24 protein-coding genes and 1 other RNA gene are annotated in these 20,508 nt (G+C 49.2%); 13 read left to right on the top strand and 12 right to left on the bottom strand.

Annotation, left to right across the window (positions count from 1 at the left end):
• Positions 1 to 2: 2 nt before the first annotated feature.
• Positions 3 to 518, top strand: a complete 516-nt coding sequence (locus ACOI06_RS10675; protein ID WP_420662566.1) for a CinA family protein — start codon at positions 3 to 5, stop codon at positions 516 to 518.
• Between the two features lie 8 nt (positions 519 to 526).
• On the opposite strand, the gene pyrF is transcribed toward ACOI06_RS10675, so the two are convergent.
• Positions 527 to 1,357 carry an orotidine-5'-phosphate decarboxylase gene (gene pyrF, locus ACOI06_RS10670; RefSeq protein WP_420662565.1) on the bottom strand — a complete coding sequence of 277 codons (831 nt, stop codon included), beginning with the start codon at positions 1,355 to 1,357 and terminating at the stop codon, positions 527 to 529.
• A gap of 204 nt (positions 1,358 to 1,561) precedes the next feature.
• On the opposite strand from pyrF, the gene ACOI06_RS10665 reads away from it, so the two are divergent.
• Positions 1,562 to 1,936 (top strand): tautomerase family protein, encoded by a 375-nt coding sequence (locus tag ACOI06_RS10665; RefSeq protein ID WP_420662564.1) that lies wholly within the window; start codon positions 1,562 to 1,564, stop codon positions 1,934 to 1,936.
• Between the two features lie 72 nt (positions 1,937 to 2,008).
• On the opposite strand, the gene ACOI06_RS10660 is transcribed toward ACOI06_RS10665, so the two are convergent.
• Entirely contained in the window at positions 2,009 to 2,365 is a 357-nt protein-coding gene (locus ACOI06_RS10660; protein WP_420662563.1) for a DsrE/DsrF/TusD sulfur relay family protein, read from the bottom strand.
• 358 nt (positions 2,366 to 2,723) lie between these two features.
• Here ACOI06_RS10660 and groES point away from each other — a divergent pair, with 358 nt between their 5' ends.
• The 3 genes from groES to ACOI06_RS10645 all read left to right on the top strand — a co-directional run bounded on the left by groES (position 2,724) and on the right by ACOI06_RS10645 (position 5,769).
• On the top strand, positions 2,724 to 3,011 hold the full coding sequence (gene groES, locus ACOI06_RS10655; RefSeq protein ID WP_420662562.1) for a co-chaperone GroES: 288 nt from the start codon (positions 2,724 to 2,726) through the stop codon (positions 3,009 to 3,011).
• A gap of 58 nt (positions 3,012 to 3,069) precedes the next feature.
• On the top strand, positions 3,070 to 4,722 hold the full coding sequence (gene groL, locus ACOI06_RS10650; protein WP_420662561.1) for a chaperonin GroEL: 1,653 nt from the start codon (positions 3,070 to 3,072) through the stop codon (positions 4,720 to 4,722).
• Between the two features lie 159 nt (positions 4,723 to 4,881).
• Positions 4,882 to 5,769 (top strand): EamA family transporter, encoded by an 888-nt coding sequence (locus tag ACOI06_RS10645; protein WP_420662560.1) that lies wholly within the window; start codon positions 4,882 to 4,884, stop codon positions 5,767 to 5,769.
• Positions 5,770 to 5,867: 98 nt separating this feature from the next.
• On the opposite strand, the gene ybgF is transcribed toward ACOI06_RS10645, so the two are convergent.
• From ybgF to ACOI06_RS10605, 8 genes are all read right to left on the bottom strand, one after another.
• Positions 5,868 to 6,518 (bottom strand): tol-pal system protein YbgF, encoded by a 651-nt coding sequence (gene ybgF, locus ACOI06_RS10640; protein ID WP_420662559.1) that lies wholly within the window; start codon positions 6,516 to 6,518, stop codon positions 5,868 to 5,870.
• 43 nt (positions 6,519 to 6,561) lie between these two features.
• A complete protein-coding gene (gene pal, locus ACOI06_RS10635) occupies positions 6,562 to 7,047 on the bottom strand; it encodes a peptidoglycan-associated lipoprotein Pal (RefSeq protein ID WP_420662558.1) in 486 nt (161 codons plus the stop codon).
• 17 nt (positions 7,048 to 7,064) lie between these two features.
• The gene (tolB, locus tag ACOI06_RS10630; protein WP_420662557.1) at positions 7,065 to 8,375 is read right to left on the bottom strand and encodes a Tol-Pal system beta propeller repeat protein TolB; all 1,311 of its coding nucleotides are present in this window, start codon (positions 8,373 to 8,375) and stop codon (positions 7,065 to 7,067) included.
• Between the two features lie 66 nt (positions 8,376 to 8,441).
• Positions 8,442 to 9,887 carry a cell envelope integrity protein TolA gene (tolA, locus tag ACOI06_RS10625; RefSeq protein WP_420662556.1) on the bottom strand — a complete coding sequence of 482 codons (1,446 nt, stop codon included), beginning with the start codon at positions 9,885 to 9,887 and terminating at the stop codon, positions 8,442 to 8,444.
• On the bottom strand, positions 9,887 to 10,354 hold the full coding sequence (locus ACOI06_RS10620) for an ExbD/TolR family protein (protein WP_420662555.1): 468 nt from the start codon (positions 10,352 to 10,354) through the stop codon (positions 9,887 to 9,889). Before ACOI06_RS10620 ends, tolA begins: the two co-directional genes overlap by 1 nt.
• Complete coding sequence (gene tolQ / locus ACOI06_RS10615) at positions 10,351 to 11,025, bottom strand: protein TolQ (protein ID WP_420662554.1); 675 nt, start codon at positions 11,023 to 11,025, stop codon at positions 10,351 to 10,353. The genes ACOI06_RS10620 and tolQ overlap by 4 nt, the downstream gene beginning before the upstream one ends.
• Before the next feature lie 12 nt (positions 11,026 to 11,037).
• Positions 11,038 to 11,457 (bottom strand): tol-pal system-associated acyl-CoA thioesterase, encoded by a 420-nt coding sequence (ybgC, locus tag ACOI06_RS10610; RefSeq protein WP_420662553.1) that lies wholly within the window; start codon positions 11,455 to 11,457, stop codon positions 11,038 to 11,040.
• Positions 11,458 to 11,541: 84 nt separating this feature from the next.
• On the bottom strand, positions 11,542 to 13,278 hold the full coding sequence (locus tag ACOI06_RS10605; protein WP_420662552.1) for a proline--tRNA ligase: 1,737 nt from the start codon (positions 13,276 to 13,278) through the stop codon (positions 11,542 to 11,544).
• Between the two features lie 82 nt (positions 13,279 to 13,360).
• Here ACOI06_RS10605 and ACOI06_RS10600 point away from each other — a divergent pair, with 82 nt between their 5' ends.
• Complete coding sequence (locus ACOI06_RS10600; protein WP_420662645.1) at positions 13,361 to 13,909, top strand: RNA pyrophosphohydrolase; 549 nt, start codon at positions 13,361 to 13,363, stop codon at positions 13,907 to 13,909.
• Here the strand turns inward: ACOI06_RS10600 and ACOI06_RS10595 are convergent.
• Positions 13,906 to 14,814, bottom strand: coding sequence for an NAD(P)-dependent oxidoreductase (locus tag ACOI06_RS10595; protein WP_420662551.1), 909 nt, complete (start codon positions 14,812 to 14,814; stop codon positions 13,906 to 13,908). The genes ACOI06_RS10600 and ACOI06_RS10595 overlap by 4 nt on opposite strands.
• Positions 14,815 to 15,010: 196 nt before the next feature.
• Here ACOI06_RS10595 and ACOI06_RS10590 point away from each other — a divergent pair, with 196 nt between their 5' ends.
• The 4 genes from ACOI06_RS10590 (at position 15,011) to ACOI06_RS10575 (ending at position 16,812) form a co-directional block, all read left to right on the top strand.
• Positions 15,011 to 15,418 (top strand): hypothetical protein, encoded by a 408-nt coding sequence (locus ACOI06_RS10590; RefSeq protein WP_420662550.1) that lies wholly within the window; start codon positions 15,011 to 15,013, stop codon positions 15,416 to 15,418.
• 5 nt (positions 15,419 to 15,423) lie between these two features.
• On the top strand, positions 15,424 to 15,717 hold the full coding sequence (locus ACOI06_RS10585) for a cell division protein ZapA (protein ID WP_420662644.1): 294 nt from the start codon (positions 15,424 to 15,426) through the stop codon (positions 15,715 to 15,717).
• 55 nt (positions 15,718 to 15,772) lie between these two features.
• Positions 15,773 to 15,957: non-coding RNA, 6S RNA (gene ssrS, locus ACOI06_RS10580), on the top strand.
• A gap of 144 nt (positions 15,958 to 16,101) precedes the next feature.
• A complete protein-coding gene (locus tag ACOI06_RS10575; RefSeq protein WP_420662549.1) occupies positions 16,102 to 16,812 on the top strand; it encodes an SIMPL domain-containing protein in 711 nt (236 codons plus the stop codon).
• On the opposite strand, the gene lgt is transcribed toward ACOI06_RS10575, so the two are convergent.
• Positions 16,781 to 17,572, bottom strand: a complete 792-nt coding sequence (gene lgt, locus ACOI06_RS10570; RefSeq protein ID WP_420662547.1) for a prolipoprotein diacylglyceryl transferase — start codon at positions 17,570 to 17,572, stop codon at positions 16,781 to 16,783. The genes ACOI06_RS10575 and lgt overlap by 32 nt on opposite strands.
• Before the next feature lie 76 nt (positions 17,573 to 17,648).
• Between lgt and ilvD the strand changes: the two genes are divergently transcribed.
• The 3 genes from ilvD to msrA all read left to right on the top strand — a co-directional run bounded on the left by ilvD (position 17,649) and on the right by msrA (position 20,264).
• Complete coding sequence (gene ilvD, locus ACOI06_RS10565; RefSeq protein WP_420662546.1) at positions 17,649 to 19,334, top strand: dihydroxy-acid dehydratase; 1,686 nt, start codon at positions 17,649 to 17,651, stop codon at positions 19,332 to 19,334.
• Positions 19,318 to 19,659, top strand: a complete 342-nt coding sequence (locus tag ACOI06_RS10560; RefSeq protein ID WP_420662545.1) for a c-type cytochrome — start codon at positions 19,318 to 19,320, stop codon at positions 19,657 to 19,659. The genes ilvD and ACOI06_RS10560 overlap by 17 nt, the downstream gene beginning before the upstream one ends.
• Positions 19,660 to 19,736: 77 nt before the next feature.
• Positions 19,737 to 20,264 (top strand): peptide-methionine (S)-S-oxide reductase MsrA, encoded by a 528-nt coding sequence (gene msrA, locus ACOI06_RS10555; RefSeq protein WP_420662544.1) that lies wholly within the window; start codon positions 19,737 to 19,739, stop codon positions 20,262 to 20,264.
• Positions 20,265 to 20,508 lie beyond the last annotated feature (244 nt).

Genomic DNA, 20,508 nt, shown 5'->3' with positions numbered 1-20,508 from the left:
AAATGGATGTTAGCCAGACTTTAGAGCAGCGTGTCGCTGAATTAGGTGAACAGTTGGTTGCTCAGTCACGTTTTGTGGCAACAGCTGAGTCTTGCACGGGTGGCTTACTGGCAGGGGCTTTAACATCGGTCTCTGGGAGCAGTGCCTGGTTTGATCAGGGTTGGGTGACCTATACCAATGCCGCTAAAACGACCCAGCTGGGTGTGTCTCCAGAAATTTTGCAAGCTTTTGGGGCGGTTAGTGAACAGGTTGCTAAACAAATGGCGGCAGGTGTTCTAGCGATGGCGCCTGAAGCCACGCTTTCACTCACAACCACAGGTATTGCAGGTCCTGGTGGGGCAACAGCCGACAAACCGGTTGGTTTGGTTTGGTTTGGTTTTGCACAACGCTTAGATGATGTCGTGGTGGTGACGGCAGAGCATCGGGTTTTTACTGGTGACCGTGAAGCTGTTCGAATGCAAGCAGTCCGATTTGCAATTGAGCATGTACTGCAATTGACGGATAGTCGGACTGCTTAATTAGATAGTTAGCTCGGTTTGTTGCGGTGCTGGTTGATCAGGTCGCGTGTGTTTTTTGCGGCTAAAGCGCTGGCTTGTGCCCAGTCTGCATCCTGACTGGCATACAGAATGGCCCGTGATGAATTAATCATCATGCCCATGCCTTGGCTGTCGCAACCCGCTTGGCAGGTTGCCGCAATATCACCACCTTGTGCACCGATTCCAGGGACTAATAGAGGTAAATCGCCTACAGCAGCACGAACTTTGGCCAGTTCATCAGGGAATGTGGCGCCGACCACAAGCGCACACTGATTGTTCGTATTCCATTCTTCGGCCACCATGCGGGCAACATGCAAATACAAGGGTTCATCTTTCACTTCGAGCGCCTGCAAATCCGATCCGCCGGGGTTGGATGTGCGGCAAAGCACGATGACACCTTTGTCGCCACGCTCTAGATAAGGTTCGGCAGAGTCAAAACCCATGTATGGATTAATGGTGACAGCATCGGCCTGATAGCGGTCATACGCTTCGATCGCGTACTGTTGAGCGGTGCTGCCAATGTCACCTCGTTTGGCATCGAGGACGAGAACATGTTCAGGGTATTGTTGACGAATGGCGTGACAAACTTCTTCAAGGATATGTTCGGCTCGAATCGCTGCAAAATAAGCGATTTGAGGTTTGAAACCACAGGTGTAAGGCGCGGTTGCATGCACAACTTCTAAACAGAAGTCCCGAAGTCCTTCTAGAGAATCCCCAAAGATGGCCGGTATGCGTTTGGGATCCGGATCAAGGCCGACCATCAAGAGTGAGTCAGATTGTTGCCAGCGATATTTGAGTTTGTCTAAAAACGAGGTTGTCATGGAGTTCGGATCGACGTGTGAGAAATGAGTGAATCCTCATCATACTTCAGCCTGTGTGTGGATAAGGTGTTCTGAAGGTGGCATCGATGACGCACGATGTTTCGGGTGTCTGTGCTACGAAGTGAAAAAGTTTGTTAGTCTGTCGAAAGAAACAAAAATACACTGGATTGATTCAATCACCATTTTTAGAGGAAGCACACTAGCATGCCCATTATGCACACACGGATTCCGACCGGATCCAGTCAAGAACAAAAAACTACGTTACTTCAGTCCTTAAGTCAGGATGTTGTGGAGACGATTGGAGCGCCACTTGCAAACGTGCGAGTCACTTTGGAAGAAGTTGCGCCTGCAGATACGATTGTGGGTGGAACGCTCGGACATTCGATGGCGTTTGTTGAACTGATTTTGATCGAAGGTCGAACGGCTGAGGCCAAAGCGGCAGTGATCAAGGCTTTGGCGCAAACGATTGAGAAAGTGATCGGTGTGTCACAGCAAGATACGCGGATTATGGTTGTGGATGCGCCTAAAACAGATCTGGGCGTCGCCGGCGGTATCACGGCGGCAGCGGCCGGGCGTTAATAAACCGCTTTGATTTGAACAGATAATGAAGAATCCCAATAAATCCGGGATTCTTCAAATGTTTGTAACTCGTTAGAAAGTGAGTGCTTTGTCACTGTCGATCACCCATTTAGCAAGTTCTGGCATGGTTGCTTCTTGTGCACCATCGAAATAGGGATGGTTTTTATAGATCCCGCAGCGAGCCATACATGTTCCACAAACTTTGACCGGAATCTCGCGTGCAATGAGATCTTTGAGCATCTGACTTAAATCCTGATCGTAGTGTTCTGGGGGCGTGCACACGTCGCGCGCCATATCGACAGAATCATTCATCAGGAAAATCCTGACTTCGCTACCTTCCTTTAAAAGCTGAGCGGCTAGACGTAGACCGTTCCATGTCACGTCGGTATTGTCATGGGGCTCACGATTGAAAACAATTAAGATTTTCATTGTTCAACTCCACTCTCATCGGTTTTAGAAACAAAAAAAATTTGTCAACTTCTAGGTAGGCATGCGCATCAATATATTATTGTATATACCGATTGATTGAATTGTTTCAATGCAAGAAGTGAGCAGGTTGTTTAGGTCTGCAGGAGTTTTTAGGTGGTAAGGGGCTCAATGAGTCCTCATTTAAAAGTGTAAGAGGATTGATTTACTGCGCTATTTCGAGAAAAACACAAATTATTTTGTACTTGCTCTTGAAATCAGAGAAAGAGCCCATATAATTAGCACTCAAGGCGGGCGAGTGCTAACAAGTGCAACGCTCGCACATTTTTGTACAACCTCTTTTATGTTAATGGAGTCATACATGGCCTTGCGTCCCCTGCACGATCGTGTGATCGTCAAACGTCTGGACAACGAGCGTACAACCGCTTCAGGAATTGTTATTCCGGATAGCGCCGCAGAAAAACCTGATCAAGGTGAAGTTGTTGCGGTTGGTCCCGGTAAGCGTAGTGATGATGGCAATCTTCAGCCGCTTGATGTCAAAGTTGGTGACAAAGTTTTGTTTGGCAAATACGCTGGCCAAACAGTCAAGGTGGATGGTGAAGAGGTTCTCGTGATTCGCGAAGAAGAGATTCTCGCGGTCGTTGTCTGATTTGACTGACCTTATCACTGTTATCTGAAGTTGAATTGAATAAATAAAGGTAAATTACATGGCTGCAAAGCAAGTTTATTTTGGTGAAGACGTCCGCTCACGCGTTGTGCGCGGTGTCAATACATTGGCAAATGCTGTTAAAACGACATTAGGCCCTAAAGGTCGTAACGTCGTTCTGGAGCGCAGCTTTGGCGCCCCAACCGTGACGAAAGATGGTGTGTCTGTTGCAAAAGAAATCGAACTCAAAGATCGCTTTGAGAACATCGGTGCACAACTCGTGAAAGAAGTTGCTGCTAAAACATCCGATACAGCGGGTGACGGTACAACAACCGCAACCGTTTTGGCACAAGCCATTGTTGTGGAAGGTTTGAAGTACGTGGCCGCTGGCATCAGTCCCATGGACCTCAAGCGTGGTATCGATAAAGCTGTTGTGGTCGCCGTTGAAGAGCTGCGCAAGCTGTCCAAGCCTTGCTCCACAACCAAAGAAATCGCTCAAGTGGGTTCAATCTCCGCAAACAGCGATGCATCCATCGGTAAGATCATTGCTGATGCAATGGACAAAGTGGGTAAAGAAGGTGTGATTACTGTTGAAGACGGTAAGTCACTGGATAACGAGTTGGACGTGGTCGAGGGTATGCAGTTTGACCGTGGTTACCTCTCCCCATACTTCATCACCAACCCAGAAAAGCAAGTGGCTGCTCTGGAAGATCCATATATCTTGATTTTTGACAAAAAAATCAGCAATATCCGTGATCTGTTGCCAATCCTCGAAGCGGTTGCGAAATCCAGCCGTCCTCTGTTGATCATTGCAGAAGACGTTGAAGGTGAAGCATTGGCAACACTGGTTGTGAACAATATCCGTGGCATCCTGAAAACCACCGCTGTGAAAGCACCTGGTTTTGGTGATCGCCGTAAAGCGATGTTGGAAGACATTGCTGTGTTGACTGGCGGTACCGTGATCTCCGAAGAAACCGGTCTGTCACTTGAAAAAGCCACGATCGAAGATCTGGGTCAAGCAAAACGCATCGAAGTTGCCAAAGAAAACACAACGATTATTGATGGTGCTGGCCAAGCCGAAACCATCGAAGCACGTGTGAAGCAGATCCGTGCACAAATCGAAGAAGCCACTTCCGACTACGATCGTGAAAAACTGCAAGAGCGCGTAGCCAAGTTGGCTGGCGGTGTTGCCGTGATTCGCGTGGGTGCTGCTACCGAAGTCGAAATGAAAGAAAAGAAAGCTCGCGTTGAAGATGCGCTGCATGCAACACGCGCTGCTGTGGAAGAAGGAATTGTGCCTGGTGGTGGTGTTGCGCTGTTGCGTGCACGTACCGCGATCGTTGACCTGAAAGGCGACAACGCCGATCAAGACGCCGGTATCCGTTTGATCCAGCGTGCAATTGAAGCACCGCTGCGCACCATCGTTGCAAACGCTGGTGAAGAGCCTAGCGTGATTGTGAACGCAGTGGCCGAAGGCGAAGGTAACTTTGGTTACAACGCCGCAACTGGCGAATACGGTAACTTGGTTGAGCAAGGTGTTCTGGATCCCACGAAAGTGACCCGCAGCGCATTGCAAAACGCCGCTTCCGTGGCTGGTCTGTTGTTGACCACCGAAGTCGCTGTGTGCGAAATCCCTGAAGAGAAGCCGGCTGCAATGCCTGCTGACATGGGTGGCATGGGCGGTATGGGTGGCATGGGCGGTATGGGCTTCTAATCGAAACCCAGTGTCACACACACGGGGGATTATTCCCCTGAGTACAACAACCTCTGGCTGGAGACGGTCAGGGGTTGTTTTTTATTTAAACTGAATGTTTGTGAGTTGCTCGTCAAATAAAAAGGGGTCGAAGTGGAGACAGATTGGACGTGGTTTTGGGTGCCAGCAACAATTTTTGCGGCTGCTTCACAAGCGGGAAGAAATGCAATACAAAAAAGTTTGACAGCAGAGCTGGGCACAATGGGGGCGACTCAAGTTCGCTTCCTGTTTGGCTTTCCGTTTGCGTGTCTATTCTTTTTGATTGCGTGGTTTGCGACAGATTCGGCGATGCCGAGCGTAGATGCTAAGTTTTTGGGCTTTGTAACGTTGGGTGCATTGGCACAAATTGCTGCAACGGCCTTAATGCTAGCGGCGATGAAATCTCGAGATTTTGTGGTGGTGACTGTTTGGACAAAGACAGAGCCCGTACAGGTAGCGTTATTTGGTGTCTTGGTGCTTAGTGATCCGCTGGGGTTAGGAACGGCCACAGCAATCGTTCTGGCGACTCTAGGAGTGGTTTGGATGGGTTATAAGCCTGTTTCAAAAACATCAGGTGCAAAAAGAGACTATGGCCCAGTCTTTTTTGGACTTTTGGCGGCCGCATGTTTTGCAGTGGCTGCGGTAGGTTTCAGAGGTGCCATTTTGTCTTTGCCAGAAGGAAACTTCCTCATTCGCGCTTCTTGGACGTTAGTGTGTGGATTGTTTATCCAAGCATTCGTTCTGGCTGTTTGGATGCGCATCACCGACCCTGCAGCCTGGCAACGTTGTATTTCTGCTTGGAAGATTTCGCTTGCAGGTGGTTTTTTAGGCGCAGCTGCGTCGCAAGGGTGGTTTATTGGTTTTGCGTTAACGACGGCAGCCAATGTGCGTACGCTCGGCTTGGTTGAAGTCTTTTTTGCACAAATGCTTTCAAAGAGACTCTTTGATGGCAGTACGTCTCGTCAGGAACGTATTGGTATGCTCCTGATCGTCTTGGGTGTCGTTGCGCTTCTATGGTTGCAACGTTGAACGTTTTTGACTACGACTTGTACCAGAACTCTTAAAAAGAAGAAAAGGTGATCAGATTGACTCTGATCACCTTGGTGTTGAGCTAGTTTAAAAATCGATTAGAGCATCTTCAGGCGTTGCTCAGCTGTTTGGGCAGCTTCAGAGCCTGGATAATCTTTTGTGATTTTTTGCAAAGAGGCTTTGGCACCCGCACGATCATTGAGTTCGTATTGGCTAGCTGCCAACACTAAAAGCGCATCAGGTGAGCGTGGATGCTCAGGATTGGCCTTCACCAGATTTTGTAATGTGGTGTTGGCCTCCTTATAGTTGCGATTGGCATACAAGCTACTGCCCAGATAGAACTTAGCCGCAGGTGCAAGCGCACTGTCCGGATAGACTGTTAGAAATGCTTGAAAAGATTCGATTGCACCCTGTGCATCGCCTTGACGATACATGTCAAGCGCACCTTCATAAGCATCTTGCTCCACGGAGCTGCCAGCCTGTTCAGGTGTACTTGAAGAACGGTTGTAGCTTGGTCCACCGAGCTCTTCAATCATGCCGCGAAGCCGTGAAATCTCCAGTTCGAGTGTGTCGATACGGTCTGACATTTGCATGTTGATGCGTTGAGTCGTATCGGTCAGTACTTTCATCTGTTGACGCACTTCGTTGATCGCCTGGCGAGCCTCATTGTCGGCGGAAAATGCAAAGGCGCCCGAAACTAACGAGGTTGACAGCGCGAGTGAAGCGCCACACATTACATACCACTTCATGAATTTCTCCTGCGAGTTCTATCTCAGTGACAGACTGAAAAGCTTAACGACGTTCGTACACAATATCCGCACGACGGTTTTCTGCATGATCTTGTTCAGAATAACCAAGCGCACGTGGCTTTTCTTTACCGAAACTGATGGTCTCGATTTGCTGGTCATTCGTACCCATGAGCGTCATAACACGACGAACCGCTTCTGCACGACGGTGACCAAGCGCCAAGTTATATTCGGAACCGCCAACAGCGTCAGTGTTGCCTTCAATGACGATGTTTTGTTGCGGATGACTACGTAAATAGTTTGCGTGGTTTTCAACAGTTGGGCGGTATTGCTCGTCCACATTGTATTTGTTGAACTCAAAATACACCGATCGATCAGAGGATAGAACACTATTGGGATTGAAAGGATCCATCGCAGAACCGTGAGCACCGGACGAATCAGCACCAGCGTCGTCAAGTGCAACAGAGGAGCAGGCAGCTAGCCCAAAACCTAAAAAGATGGCTGTTATGGATAGGGCAAGGCGGGAATTCATATTAAGTCCTTAAATTATCAAGGGTTTGTTGTCTGAGGGCTTTGCGCATTTTGATTGAAAGGCCCCCAGGTTGGTTCACGGATTTCACCGTTATGGATCGAAAGGGTCTGACGCATTCTTCCATCACTGGATACGCCGGCGAGCATATGACGACCACCCTGACGTGAAGCGTAAAGAACTTGTTTGCCGTTCGGTGCGAAACTCGGTGACTGATCATCGGGACCCTGAGTGAGTAGGGTTTCCGTACCGGTCTCAAGATCAACGGATGCGATGCGGAACGCGCCACCACGTCTGGTGACCATCAGCAAGCTTTTGCCATCCGGAGAAATACGTGGACTGATATTGTAATCGCCATTAAAGGAGACGCGGCGAGCTTCCCCACCACTGACGGGAATTTGATAGATTTGAGGACGTCCACTGCGATCACTTGTAAAGAAAATGCTTTGTCCGTCAGGGCTAAAGACGGGTTCTGTGTCAATGAGCGGTGAGCGTGTCAAACGGCGCAAGTTGGAGCCATCGTGTGCGTTAATTAAATAGATTTGAGATAAACCCTCACGCGTCAGGACGACTGCGAGGGTATTGCCATCAGGTGACCACGCGGGCGCTGAGTTGTTGCCTTTGAAATTAGCTACAGGGGTGCGTTTGCTCGATGACAGTTCGTGAACATAGACAACGGGCTTACCTGTTTCAAAACTTACATAAGCCAGCTTAGAGCCGTCAGGTGACCAGGCAGGGGAAATGATAGGTTCACGCGAACGTAAGGCGATTTGTGGGTTTTGACCATCAGAGTCGGCAATCTGAAGCTCGTAAGTGTTGCCGTGTTTGAGCACATAGGCAATGCGTGTTGCAAAAACACCGGGAATGCCAGTGATGTGCTCATAGATACGATCGGCAATTTGGTGGGCAATGCGACGCAGTTCACGATCGGATCCCGTGAAAACAACACCATCGAGATTGGTGTCGTTAATTGTATCGGCCAATCGATAGCGGACTTCGTATTGATCACCAGATTCTTTTGTGACTGTGCCATAGGCGACGTAGTCAGCCCCACGGGTACGCCACTCTTCGTAGGCAATAGGGGTGTCCACTTCTAACTTTGCGCCTGTTGCGTTAATTAAGCGAAACTGGCCTGAACGCGTTAGATCTGCGCGAATCACTTCTGCAATTAAACGACCGGTTGAGTCGCCTGTAAAGTCAGCGATTGCAATCGGATATTGTTTGGCACCTGTTCCTGAAATGTCTACCCGTAATTGTGCGTTGGCAGAGGGCGCAGAGAAAACTAGAAAACAAGTCAGAAATACACTTAGCCACTGAGTTAGTTTTTTCATTATGGTTTCAGATAATGATGTAGGTGATAAATTTGTGACAACGGTTTGCATGGGCTGTCTCTCCGCTTAGTCATACATGTGGTAGTTCACATCAATGTACGACGGATACTTACCTGTAGGTGGTTTAGGGAAGGGTGAGCAACGACGCACACCAATTTCTACTGCTCGATCAAAGCCAGGGTTTCCAGAACTACGACGCAGGTTCAGGCTCATGACGCTGCCGTCTGATTTTAACTGTACTCGGTAGAGTGCGGCAGGATTTGCCTTACCTTGACGCAATGGTGTTGGGAATGACACGTTGGGTCGAATGCAAGCGCGCACCATGCCAGCATACACGGCATCGGCGCCACCGCCTTCACGATTCTGTGCCGCTTTACCGCCAGCAACGCCAGTTGCACCCATCACGTCACTTCGGAACGCATCACGCAAAGCTTTGTCAGCAGCCGCTTTTTTGGCGGCCTCTTCACGTGCTTTTTGTTCTGCAAGCTGTTTGCGTTTCTTCTCTTCTTCCAATTTCGCCTGTCGCTCTTTTTCTAAGCGCTCTTGCTCAAGCTTGGCTTTGCGTTCTTTTTCCTGCTTTTCTTTTTCCAGCCGCTCTCGTTGTAGCTTAGCCAATCGCTCCTTTTCTTGTTTTTCCTTCTCGAGTCGTTCAGCTTCGAGTTTGGCTTGGCGTTCTTTTTCTTGCTTTTCTTTTTCCAAACGCTCCTGTTCTAGTTTAGCTAGTCGTTCTTGCTCTTGTTTTTCTTTCTCGAGGCGCTCAGCTTCGAGTTTGGCTTGACGCTCTTTCTCTTGACGCTCTTTTTCGAGGCGTTCTTCCTCTAGTTTCGCCAACCGCTCTTTTTCAAGTTGAGCTTGTCGTTCTTGTTCAATCCGCTCTTGCTCAAGACGTTCTTTTTCGAGACGTTCCTCTTCCAGCTTGGCTAGACGCTCTTGCTCAAGTCGTTCGGCTTCCAATTGGTCTTGACGTTCTTTCTCGAGTCTTTGCTGTTCAAGTTGTGCGAGACGTTCTTTTTCCAGCGCTTCTTCTTTGCGCTTTTCTTCCAATGCAATTTCAGCGTCAATCGCAGCTTGTTGCTCAGGTGTGATGGCTGGCGTTGAGGGTGTTTCTGGCTCTGGCTGCGGCTCAGGATCTAGATACTGCTCTGGCTCTGGCTCCGGTTCTGGCTCCGGCTCCGGTTCTGGCTCCGGCTCCGGTTCTGGCTCTGGCTCCGGTTCTGGCTCGATTTCAGGTTCTACTTCGGGTTCAGGCTGGGGTTCCGGCTCAGGTTCTACTTCGGGCTCTGGCTCCGGGGACTCTTGAGCGTCAGGAGAGCGTGGGATTTGTTGCGTTTCGCCTTCCATCCAAAGTTCTACCATGACGGGACCAGGCTTCTCAACGGACCAACTCCAACTCAAGATGAAAAAAATCAACAAAGCGACGTGTAAACCCAACGCGATCGCAAAGCTGCGTGCGAGTGGTTCATCGCGACGACGATCTGCTTTAAGAAGTGAGCGAAAAGAACGCGAGGCCATTATTTCTCAGGTTTTGGGGTGACATCAACAGGTTGTTCGCCCTGGCGCTGTTCAACAAGGAGTCCGAGGCGGTCAATTCCGTTGGCACGTAAACTATCCATGAGTTCTACAACCGATTCATAGGGAACCTTGCCGTGTGCTGCAATCACGACGGGTTGATCATCTTGACGGACTGACAACAGTGTTTGTGCAATCGCGTCGCGTGCAACAGGCTCAAAATGCACACCAGGTTCGCGCACGCGCCAAGCGACTTCACCGTCTTGTCCGATTTGAACTTCGATGGGTGCAGCCGGTACGCTCGTGGCTTGCCCGACGCGCGGCAGATCGATCACACCGGGTGTGATCAAGGGTGCGGTCACCATAAAAATGACCAGCAACACCAACATCACGTCGATGTATGGCACGACGTTGATTTCGTTTTTAAGCCGTCTGCTAGAGCCACGACGGCCTGCGCGCAGAGATCTCATGAGCGGGATTGCCTTTGCAGAATATTCAGAAACTCATCAATAAACGTTTCAAATCGTGTGGCGATTCGGTCAATGTCATCTGTGTAACGGTTGTACGCCACGACGGCGGGAATGGCTGCAAACAAACCAATGGCGGTTGCAATCAGGGCTTCAGCAATCCCTGGTGCAACGGCTGCAAGCGTGGCGTTTTCGACGTTCGACAGTCCCATAAAGGCATGCATGATGCCCCAGACCGTACCCAGCAGGCCGATGTAAGGACTGACGGATCCGACGGACGCAAGAAATCCTAGGTGTGTTTCCATCTCATCGAGCTCACGCTGAAAGGATGCGCGCATGGCGCGTCGGGCACCATCGATGCCTGTGCCAGTGGAGACGCGATGAGCTTTCAAATATTCGGTCATACCGGCATCAAAGATTCTTGCCAACGGGCCTTGTTCTTGGCGTCGTTTGCTGACCGTCTGGTGCAATTGGGCTAAATCGCCACCTGACCAGAAATCATCTTCGAAATCGCGGGTTTGTACGCGAACTTTTCGTAATAAGAGTCGCTTTGAAAAAATGTATGTCCAGGAAACAATGGAAGCAACGACCAAAAGCAGCATAATGAACTGCACGGGTAAACTGGCTTCCAGAATCAGCGACATTAGTGACATGTCTGCAGAGGCTACGGGCATCTTTTTCTCTGATTAGTTAGAAATAAACTGGTTACGTAAGGCGTCGGGTATGGCAGTTGGCCGGAATGTTTCAGCATGAACGCAGCATAAACGCACGTTTGCGCTTGCCAATAACATTCCATCACGCAACACACGTTGGTCAAAGTGTAACGAAGCTTTGCCGATCTGGCTGATCATACTCTCAACGGTTAATAAATCATCGAGTTTAGCTGCCTGGCGATACTCTATCGTTAATCCAGCAACAACAAACAAAATTCCTTTGTCTGCTGCAAGTTGTGTTTGAGATACGCCTAAGTCACGTAACCACTCGGTACGGGCGCGCTCAAAAAACTTCAGATAGTTTGCGTAGTAGACAACACCACCAGCGTCAGTGTCCTCATAATAAACACGGACAGGTAACTGATGTTTGGGTGCTGCTGAGTCAAAAGTCATTGTGTGCTCCGGACCCCTTCGGAATTTAACGAAGGGGGATGTCAGATCGATATGGAAAGTCAGATTGTATCTACGACCAGAAATCTACGCTAAAGTTGCCAGCGTTTCACAAATAACACGAGCAGCATCGGCAACGGGCACAGTATTGGGTGTTTTCTCAGCGCGATTTAATACTTCAATTTCGCCGTTTTTAAGACCACGCTCTCCGACCGTGACACGCACAGGCACACCGATGAGCTCCCAGTCGGCAAACATGACGCCAGGACGCTGGTCACGATCGTCCAGAATGACATCGACTCCTTGTGACTTCAGTGTTTCGTAGAGTGCCAGTGCTTCGTTGCGCACAGCTTCACTCTTGCCCCAGGCGACGGCGCAGATGACAACTTCAAAGGGTGCCATGCTTTTAGGCCAGATAATGCCGCGCTCATCGTGGTTTTGTTCGATGGCAGCTCCCACAATCCGGGTGACACCGATGCCATAGCAGCCCATTTCCATGATGGCGGGTTTGCCAGTTTCATCCAAGAACGTGGCTTTCATCGCTTCAGAATATTTGGTGCCGAGGTAAAAGACGTGCCCAACCTCAATTCCACGCTGAATGCAGAGAGTGCCAGTACCTTCAGGATTTGAATCACCTTCTACGACGTTACGAATGTCTTCGATTAAATCGGGTTCTGGCAGATCACGTTCCCAGTTCACACCGGTTAAGTGGTGGCCTGTCTCATTGGCGCCACACACAAAATCGTGCATGTTGGCAACGGTTAGGTCAGCGATGACGCGAATTTCTTTGCTGATGCCGACTGGGCCTAAAGAACCTGGTTCTGTGTCAATGTGTTCGCGAATCTCGTCCTCAGTGGCCATCCGATAGCCGTGCTCAAAGCCTGGCAATTTACCGACTTTAATTTCATTGACTTCATGGTCACCGCGAACTAATAAGAGCCAAAGTGTGGTTTGGCCGTCTTCGCTGTCTGTAGCGACAACACGAGTTTTAAGAACTCGACTGAGATCAATTTCTAAAAATTGACTAACGGCCTCACACGATGTGCAGTCTGGCGTGTGAACTTTTTGTAGGGCTTCAGATGCGGGACTACGCTGTGCAATCAGGTTGGGTGCTTGGGCTAGCTCGATATTGGCGGCGTAATCGGAGTTTGGGTCATAAACGATTAAGTCTTCACCGATGTCGGCGATGACTTGGAACTCGTGGCTTGCTGAACCGCCGATGGAGCCAGTGTCTGCTGCGACACAACGGAACGTTAAACCGAGGCGATTGAAGATTTGGTGGTATGCGTCGTACATCTTTTGATAGCTGATTTGTGCACTTTGTGCATCGCGATCAAAGGAATAAGCATCTTTCATCGTGAATTCGCGTGCACGCATCACCCCAAAACGTGGGCGACGCTCATCACGGAATTTTGTCTGGATGTGATAGAAGTTCATTGGCAGTTGTCGCCAGCTTTTGAGCTCACTACGTGCAATGTCGGTGATCACTTCTTCTGAAGTGGGTTGCAGTACAAAATCGCGATTATGGCGATCTTTCATGCGTAACAACTCAGGCCCATATTCTGTCCAACGACCGGTTTCGACCCACAGTTCAGCGGGCTGTACGACGGGCATCAGCAATTCAATTGCACCGGCCGCATCCATTTCTTCGCGGATGATTTTTTCAACTTTGCGAATGACGCGCAAGCCGATGGGCATGTGAGAATAGAGACCTGCAGCGAGTCTGCGGATCATTCCGGTGCGAATCATCAGTTGTTGGCTGACGATCTCCGCGTCACTCGGTGCTTCTTTGGTGGTATGGATGTGAAATTGACTGGCTCGCATGGCTTGGGGTTATCTCGCAGGTTGTCAGTTAAGAGGAGTACGTATAATTGATGACATTGTATTGAATTCTGTGGGTATGGTTATGCTTGATCGTGAAGGCTACCGCCCCAATGTCGGTATTATCCTGGTGAACCAAAAAAATGAGGTGTTTTGGGCCAAACGCATTCGTGAGCATGCATGGCAATTTCCCCAGGGTGGTATCAAGTATGGGGAACGACCAGCTCAAGCCATGTTTCGTGAGCTTCATGAAGAGGTTGGCTTGTTGCCGGAGCATGTCAAAATACTGGGTAGAACCCGGGATTGGCTGCGTTATGACGTGCCTGATTGTTATATTCGACGTGATTCGCGTGGAATTTACAAAGGGCAAAAACAAATCTGGTTTTTGTTGAGAATGGTGGGTCGCGATAGCGATGTGGCTCTAAAGGCGTGCGCTCAACCGGAGTTTGACGCATGGCGTTGGAGCCATTATTGGGGACCACTGGATATGGTGATTGACTTTAAGCGTGATGTTTATCGTCGTGCCTTGAGCGAATTGTCGCCTCTTCTATTTCCAAAGTCACCAGAGCGTTCGCAGCCCGGACGGGTGATTACTCAATTGCCGTCCGGGACGAATACCCGTCGCCGCTCTTAGCGCAATCGCTTAATGAGGCTGGAGGTGTCCCAACGGGCGCCTCCCATTTCCTGCACGTCTGCATAAAACTGGTCTACCAACGCAGTGACAGGGACGCGGGCGCCATTTTTACGCGCTTCATCGAGCACTAGACTCAAGTCTTTGCGCATCCAATCAACCGCAAAGCCGAAATCAAATTGATCGTCGACCATGGTGGTGCCACGGTTTTCCATTTGCCAGCTTTGTGCTGCACCTTTGTCAATGACGTTTAGAACCAGCTTCATATCTAGGCCGGCGGCCTGACCAAATGCAATTCCTTCTGAGAGGCCTTGGACCAAACCTGCGATGCAGATCTGATTGACCATCTTGGCGAGCTGTCCGGCACCTGTTTCACCAATGAGTGTGACGGCTTGTGCGAAATGCATCGCCAGTGGTTGGATGCGTTCAAAAACCTCTGGTTTGCCGCCGCACATGACGGTTAACTTGCCATTCACAGCGCCCGCTTGTCCACCAGATACCGGTGCATCAATGAAATCGATGTTGCTTTTAGCAGCGATCTCAGCAAGCTCACGAGCAACGCTAGCGGAAGCCGTCGTGTGGTCGACAAAAACTGTGCCTGGTGCCATGCCGGCAAATGCACCATCCTCGCCAAGCGTGACACTGCGCAAATCTTCATCATTACCAACGCAACAAAACACGATTTGAGCGTCCTTGGCAGCTTCACGGGGCGTTTTTGCATACTGGCCTGAAAAGACTTCGCACCAATTCTTTGCTTTCGATTCTGTGCGGTTGTAAACCACGACTTGGTGTCCAGCGCGCGCTAGATGCCCAGCCATGGGGAGTCCCATGACGCCCAGTCCAAGAAACGCAACTTTCATGGGTGCGACGGTTTCATAAGAACGTGTTGCGATGATTTCTGTATTCACGAAAATTGCTCCTGTGTCAGAGTAATATGGTTAGAAATGATATTCAGTGTACCGAATTTATCACTGAGCAGATCGTCGCATGTGATTGCATGAAAGTGTGTATTCGGGCATAGAATGTGGGGTTGAATGTGCGTATTGTTTGTGAATCGCAACTTTTACGCTGACGACAGCGTCTTTTTCAAATACTATTGTGACCATGCTTGAAGAACTTGATCAACTCGAACAAAGAATCCGTGTGCTCGCACAGCAAGTACAGGCCGTGCGTGACGAACGCGATGCCTTGCGCCGCCAGGTGACGGTGTTATCTAACGAACGCGATGGATTAATTAAAAACCTCTCTGACGTGGACGCAGAGCTTGGGCAGTTGCGCCAAAAAGCAACAGTTGCACAAGTGCAGGCCAGTCAGGAAATGCTAGCTGCAAAAGAAGAAGTGACGCGAATACAGGGAACGCTGGATATTTTTGTGGCTGAGAAGTCTGCATTGACATCAGATTTACAAAACAAAACTCAGGAAGTGCAGCGTTTGCGTGAAGTGGCTTCACAAGCTCAGACCCGTATTAATCATGTGCTCGAGCGCTTGCCGGGTGCGATCGCACAGGAGTAATGATGATGGAACGTGTGGAAGCAAAAATACTTGGTCGTGAGTATTCGCTGGCTTGTCCGCCTGAAGGTAAGCAGACTTTGGAAAGTGCGGTTGCCCATGTCACTCAGTTGACTGATCGCGTTCAAGCATCAGGTAAAGTTGTGGGCAATGAGCGCATCGCCATCATGGTTGCGATTCAGGTTGCCGCTGAGCTTTTGGATATGAAAGTCCCGAGTGGCGATCTAGCCGATTTGTCGGTTGGTGAATTCAAGCGTAGAATTGACAGTATCAATGCAGTGCTGGATACGATGCAGTCGTAACAGAAACTCTGGATTGATTGAAGAATTTATAGGCGGTTTAGCCGCTGAATCAGTTTTGTCCCTGCGTTGTTCGTGACTCGACCTTAAAGTCTCTGAACCGATGCTTATGGCATACAGGTGACAGAGTCGATTGACAGGTGAGCGCATCCCTCGTTGGATGTACCCGAAATCAGTCGCAAAGTCACCAATCTGAACCTTTGGGTTCGAGATGCCGGTCTTGACGGCAAACGCGGGGGCATCCCTTACAGACAAACATCAGAAAATCAAATCAAAAATGCATACGCACCAATTGATTTGCATGCTTTGATTGACACGTTTTAGTCGGCATGATTGTCTGCTTCTATACAATTTCATTTTCGAAACTATTTCATGGAGTGACTGGCGATGATTGCTAAGTTCGCGCAAGTTCGCACGGTAGGACTGTTGGTAGCAGCTGGATTGTTGCTGGGCCTAAACGGTGTGGCACAAGCTGATTCAAAGAAACCATTGGTTGAATTGTCCGCGACTGTACAGTCTCAAGTAGACCAGGATCAGGTTCAAGTTGTGCTGTCTGCTCAGGTGCAAGGCGATTCGTCGGCAGTTGTCAATCAAGAATTAACCAAGGTGATGCAGACTGCCCGTGAACGTTTGGGCGATAGAAAAGATATTCGCATCAGTACAGGTGCCATCCAAACGTATCCCCAGTATGACAAACAAGGCAAGATCTCAGGCTGGCAAGGTCGTTCAGAACTGGTGTTGCGTTCCAAAGACATAGCCGCAACCGCGGCTGCAGCAGATCAAGTGACTGATCTCTTGGCGATTTCAAGTGTCGGTTTTTCTTTGTCAGATCAAGCGCGCCAAGTTGAGCAGGGTCGTTTGATGGATTCGGTGGCACAGGCATTCAGAGATAAGGCCAACACAGTCGCACGTGTTTTTGGTTATTCAGGATTTAACATCAAGAAGCTGAGTGTGGATGAGGGCGGACAAATGCCTGCCCCTCGTATGATGGCGATGATGGCATCCGATGCGGCTGTGGCGTCGGAGCCTCATCTGAACTTTGAGCCAGGTCAGCAGACCGTGGCAGTTACTGTGCGTGGCGAGATTGAGTTGCGCTAAAACGATAGAGAATCACGCCTGCCAGTATCATTGGCAGGCTTAACCACTGCCCCATACTGAGATTAGCGGTTAGCAAGCCGAGGAAGTCATCGGGTTCGCGAAACCATTCAGCTATAAAGCGTGCGACACCATAGCCCATTAGAAAATAAGCACTAATCCGACCGGTAGGGCGAGGTTTTAGAGCGTAAAACCATAGAAAAATAAAGAGCGCAATGCCTTCTAGCCCGAACTGATAAAGCTGTGAGGGATGTCGGGCTAAACCATCTTGCGGTCCTGCAAACACCATACCCCAAGGTACATTTGTTGTGCGACCCCACAATTCACCATTAATAAAGTTGCCCAGTCTGCCTGCGGCTAGGCCCAGTGGTACGAGTGGCGCCAGAAAATCGGATAGTACGAAAAAAGAATATTTGCGTGCATAGCCGTACAAGGCAATTGCCAGAAGGACACCGATCAGACCGCCGTGGAAAGACATGCCGCCTTCCCATAAGTAGAAAATTGTCAGTGGGTCAGAGAGAAATTGGGCAGGCTTGTAAAAAAAGACGTAACCTAAACGGCCACCAAAGACAGCGCCGAGCATGCAGATAAACAACAGATCTTCAAAATCGGTTAAACGGATGGTGGAAAGACCTCGTTGAATTTTCCACCGACCAAGGTACCATGCGGCTGCAAAGCCGACGATATACATCAAACCATACCAGTGGACCGCAAGCGGACCGAGGGTAAAGGCGACAGGATCAAAGTGTGGATGCTGCAACATAGTCTTTATAGGCGTTATGCTCAAGGTGTGTCATATTAACCTTTGCACACTCGTAAATTTATTGTCGGACGGATTTATGTCGAAATACGAAAGATCAAGCCATATCACTCACGGTGTGGCCAGAGCCCCAAATCGCGCCATGTACTATGGCATGGGCTATAAAGAAAGTGACTTTGAAAACCCAATGATCGGTGTGGCCAATGGGCACTCCACGATTACGCCTTGTAATAGTGGTTTGCAGCGTTTAGCCGATGCAGCGGTTGAGGCGATTAAAGAAGCTAAGGCAAACCCACAGATTTTTGGGGTGCCAACCATTTCAGATGGGATGTCGATGGGAACAGAGGGAATGAAATATTCCCTCGTCTCCAGAGAAGTCATTGCGGACTGTATTGAAACGGCTGTTCAAGGCCAGTGGATGGATGGTGTTGTGGTTGTCGGTGGTTGTGACAAGAATATGCCAGGCGGTATGAGTGCGTTAGCACGTATGAATGTGCCCGGTATCTATGTCTATGGCGGCACAATTAAACCCGGACGCTACAAAGGTCAGGATCTGAACATTGTTTCTGTGTTTGAGGCAGTGGGCGAATTCACCATGAAACGCATGAGTGAAGAAGATTTCAAAGCCATCGAACAAAACGCAATTCCAGGTTCGGGTTCCTGTGGTGGTATGTATACCGCCAACACCATGAGCTCGGCATTTGAAGCACTCGGAATGAGCTTGCCTTATTCCAGTACCGCTTCGAATGAAGATGGTGAGGCCGTTGAAAACGCTCGCCGTGCAGCTCAAGTTCTCGTTGACGCCGTGAAAGCCGATCGTCGTCCTCGTGACATCATCACCAAGGAAGCATTGGAAAATGCAATCTCAGTGATTATGGCTGTAGGCGGTTCAACCAATGCGGTGTTGCACTTCTTGGCGATTGCGCATGCCGCTGAGGTGCCTTGGACGATTGACGACTTTGAGCGTATCCGTAAACGCGTGCCTGTGATTTGTGATCTGAAACCTTCAGGTAAATATTTGGCGGTTGATCTCCATAAAGCGGGTGGGATTCCGCAAGTGATGAAGATCTTGCTGAACGCAGGTCTGTTGCATGGCGATTGCATGACGATCACGGGTCAGACCATCAGTGAGGTTCTGGAGAACGTGCCTGATCTTCCACCCACGGATCAAGATGTCATCCGCACGATGGACAACCCTCTGTATAACCACGGTCACTTGGCTATTCTCAAGGGCAACCTTGCAACGGAAGGTGCTGTTGCAAAAATCACAGGTCTTAAAAATCCTGTGATTACGGGTCCCGCACGGGTCTTTGATTCTGAGGACTTGGCGATGGCTGCCATTATGGATCAACAGATTAAGGCGGGCGATGTGGTTGTGATTCGCTATGAAGGTCCAAAAGGCGGCCCAGGTATGCGTGAAATGTTGGCCCCAACGGGTGCATTGATCGGTCAAGGTTTGGGTGAAAGCGTTGGTTTGATCACAGACGGTCGATTCTCAGGTGGAACCTGGGGCATGGTCGTTGGGCACGTTGCACCGGAAGCTTATGTCGGCGGTACGATCGGATTAGTGGAAGAAGGTGACTCCATTACGATCGATGCACATCAGCTGTTGTTGCAGTTGAATGTGTCGGATGAAGAGTTGGCCCGTCGTAAGGCAAACTGGCGTCAACCATCCCCACGTTATACGCGCGGTGTGCTGGCCAAGTTTGGACGTTTGGCAAGTTCTGCAAGTAAAGGTGCTGTGACGGATGCGTTTGACGAATAAGGCAATCGCAACTTGGGTGTTGTGCTGGCTGCCTTTATGGGCGTTGGCCAGCGACACCGCGTTAAGTACTGAAGAAGGCATTGCGCTTGCTAAGCGCAATGTCTGTCTGTCTTGCCATCAAATGGAAAGCAAACGAGTTGGCCCTTCATTTAAAGCAATTGCAGAAAAACACCCAAATGAAGAGGCGTCTGTTGCCGATCTGGCGCAGGTGATTCGTCAGGGATCGCGTGGTCGTTGGGGAATTGTGGCTATGCCGCCACAGCGACGGGTGACAGAAGAAGATGCTAGAAAACTCGCGCAATGGATTTTGAATTTATCGCCTTAAGTAGATGTGTTTAATCGGAGCATCTATATAGAGGAAGGCAAATAAGAAATAAAAATAGGCGACTTATGGAAGCAAAGATGGAAACAGCAATATTTGGCGGCGGTTGCTTCTGGTGCACAGAAGCCGTATTTAATTGCCTACGAGGTGTGGTCGAGATTGAGCCTGGTTATTGTGGAGGCCAAAGTGCTTCACCCACCTATGAAGAAGTTTGCAGTGGTGAGTCAGGACATATAGAAGTCATCCGAATCCAGTTTGATTCAAATGTTGTTTCTTATGACACTTTGTTAGATGTGTTTTTTGCAACACATGATCCAACCACGCCGAATCGACAAGGCCACGATGTTGGAACGCAGTATCAATCCGTGATCTTTGCGCAAAATGACGAGCAACAACAGAAGGCGCTTCATAAGATAGAAGCACTTAATCGCTCTGGTGAGTATGAGCAGACGATTGTGACTAAGGTTTTACCGGTAGAAACGTTCTGGGTTGCTGAAAAAATACATCATGCATACTACGAGAACTATCCAGGGCAAGGATATTGCCAAATTGTGATAAAACCAAAAATAAATAAAACCGTGTTAAATTTCAAAGAGTTACTGAAGTAGATCGCTTGCTTTAGTTGATAAAACAACAAAAAAGCGACAAAAAGTGTGTGTAAAAGTGACTTTTTTCGGCAAATGATTTGACAGGCTGAAATAGATCGTGCATAATTCTGTTTCTTCGCTGCTCCAATACAAGTTTGAAACGCGAAGCAAGTCACCGGAAAGCGGGACATCTCAGCAAAAGCAAGTTGCTCAAAACTGAGAAGTTCAAAAAGTTTTCCAGTCACTTGACAAATAAATTCAAGAC

The sequence above is a fragment of the Orrella sp. 11846 genome (assembly GCF_048820935.1).
Classification (GTDB): Bacteria; Pseudomonadota; Gammaproteobacteria; order Burkholderiales; family Burkholderiaceae_B; genus Algicoccus.
Note: the sequence above shows the minus strand (reverse complement) of the source record. Positions and strands in the feature narration are given on the sequence as shown.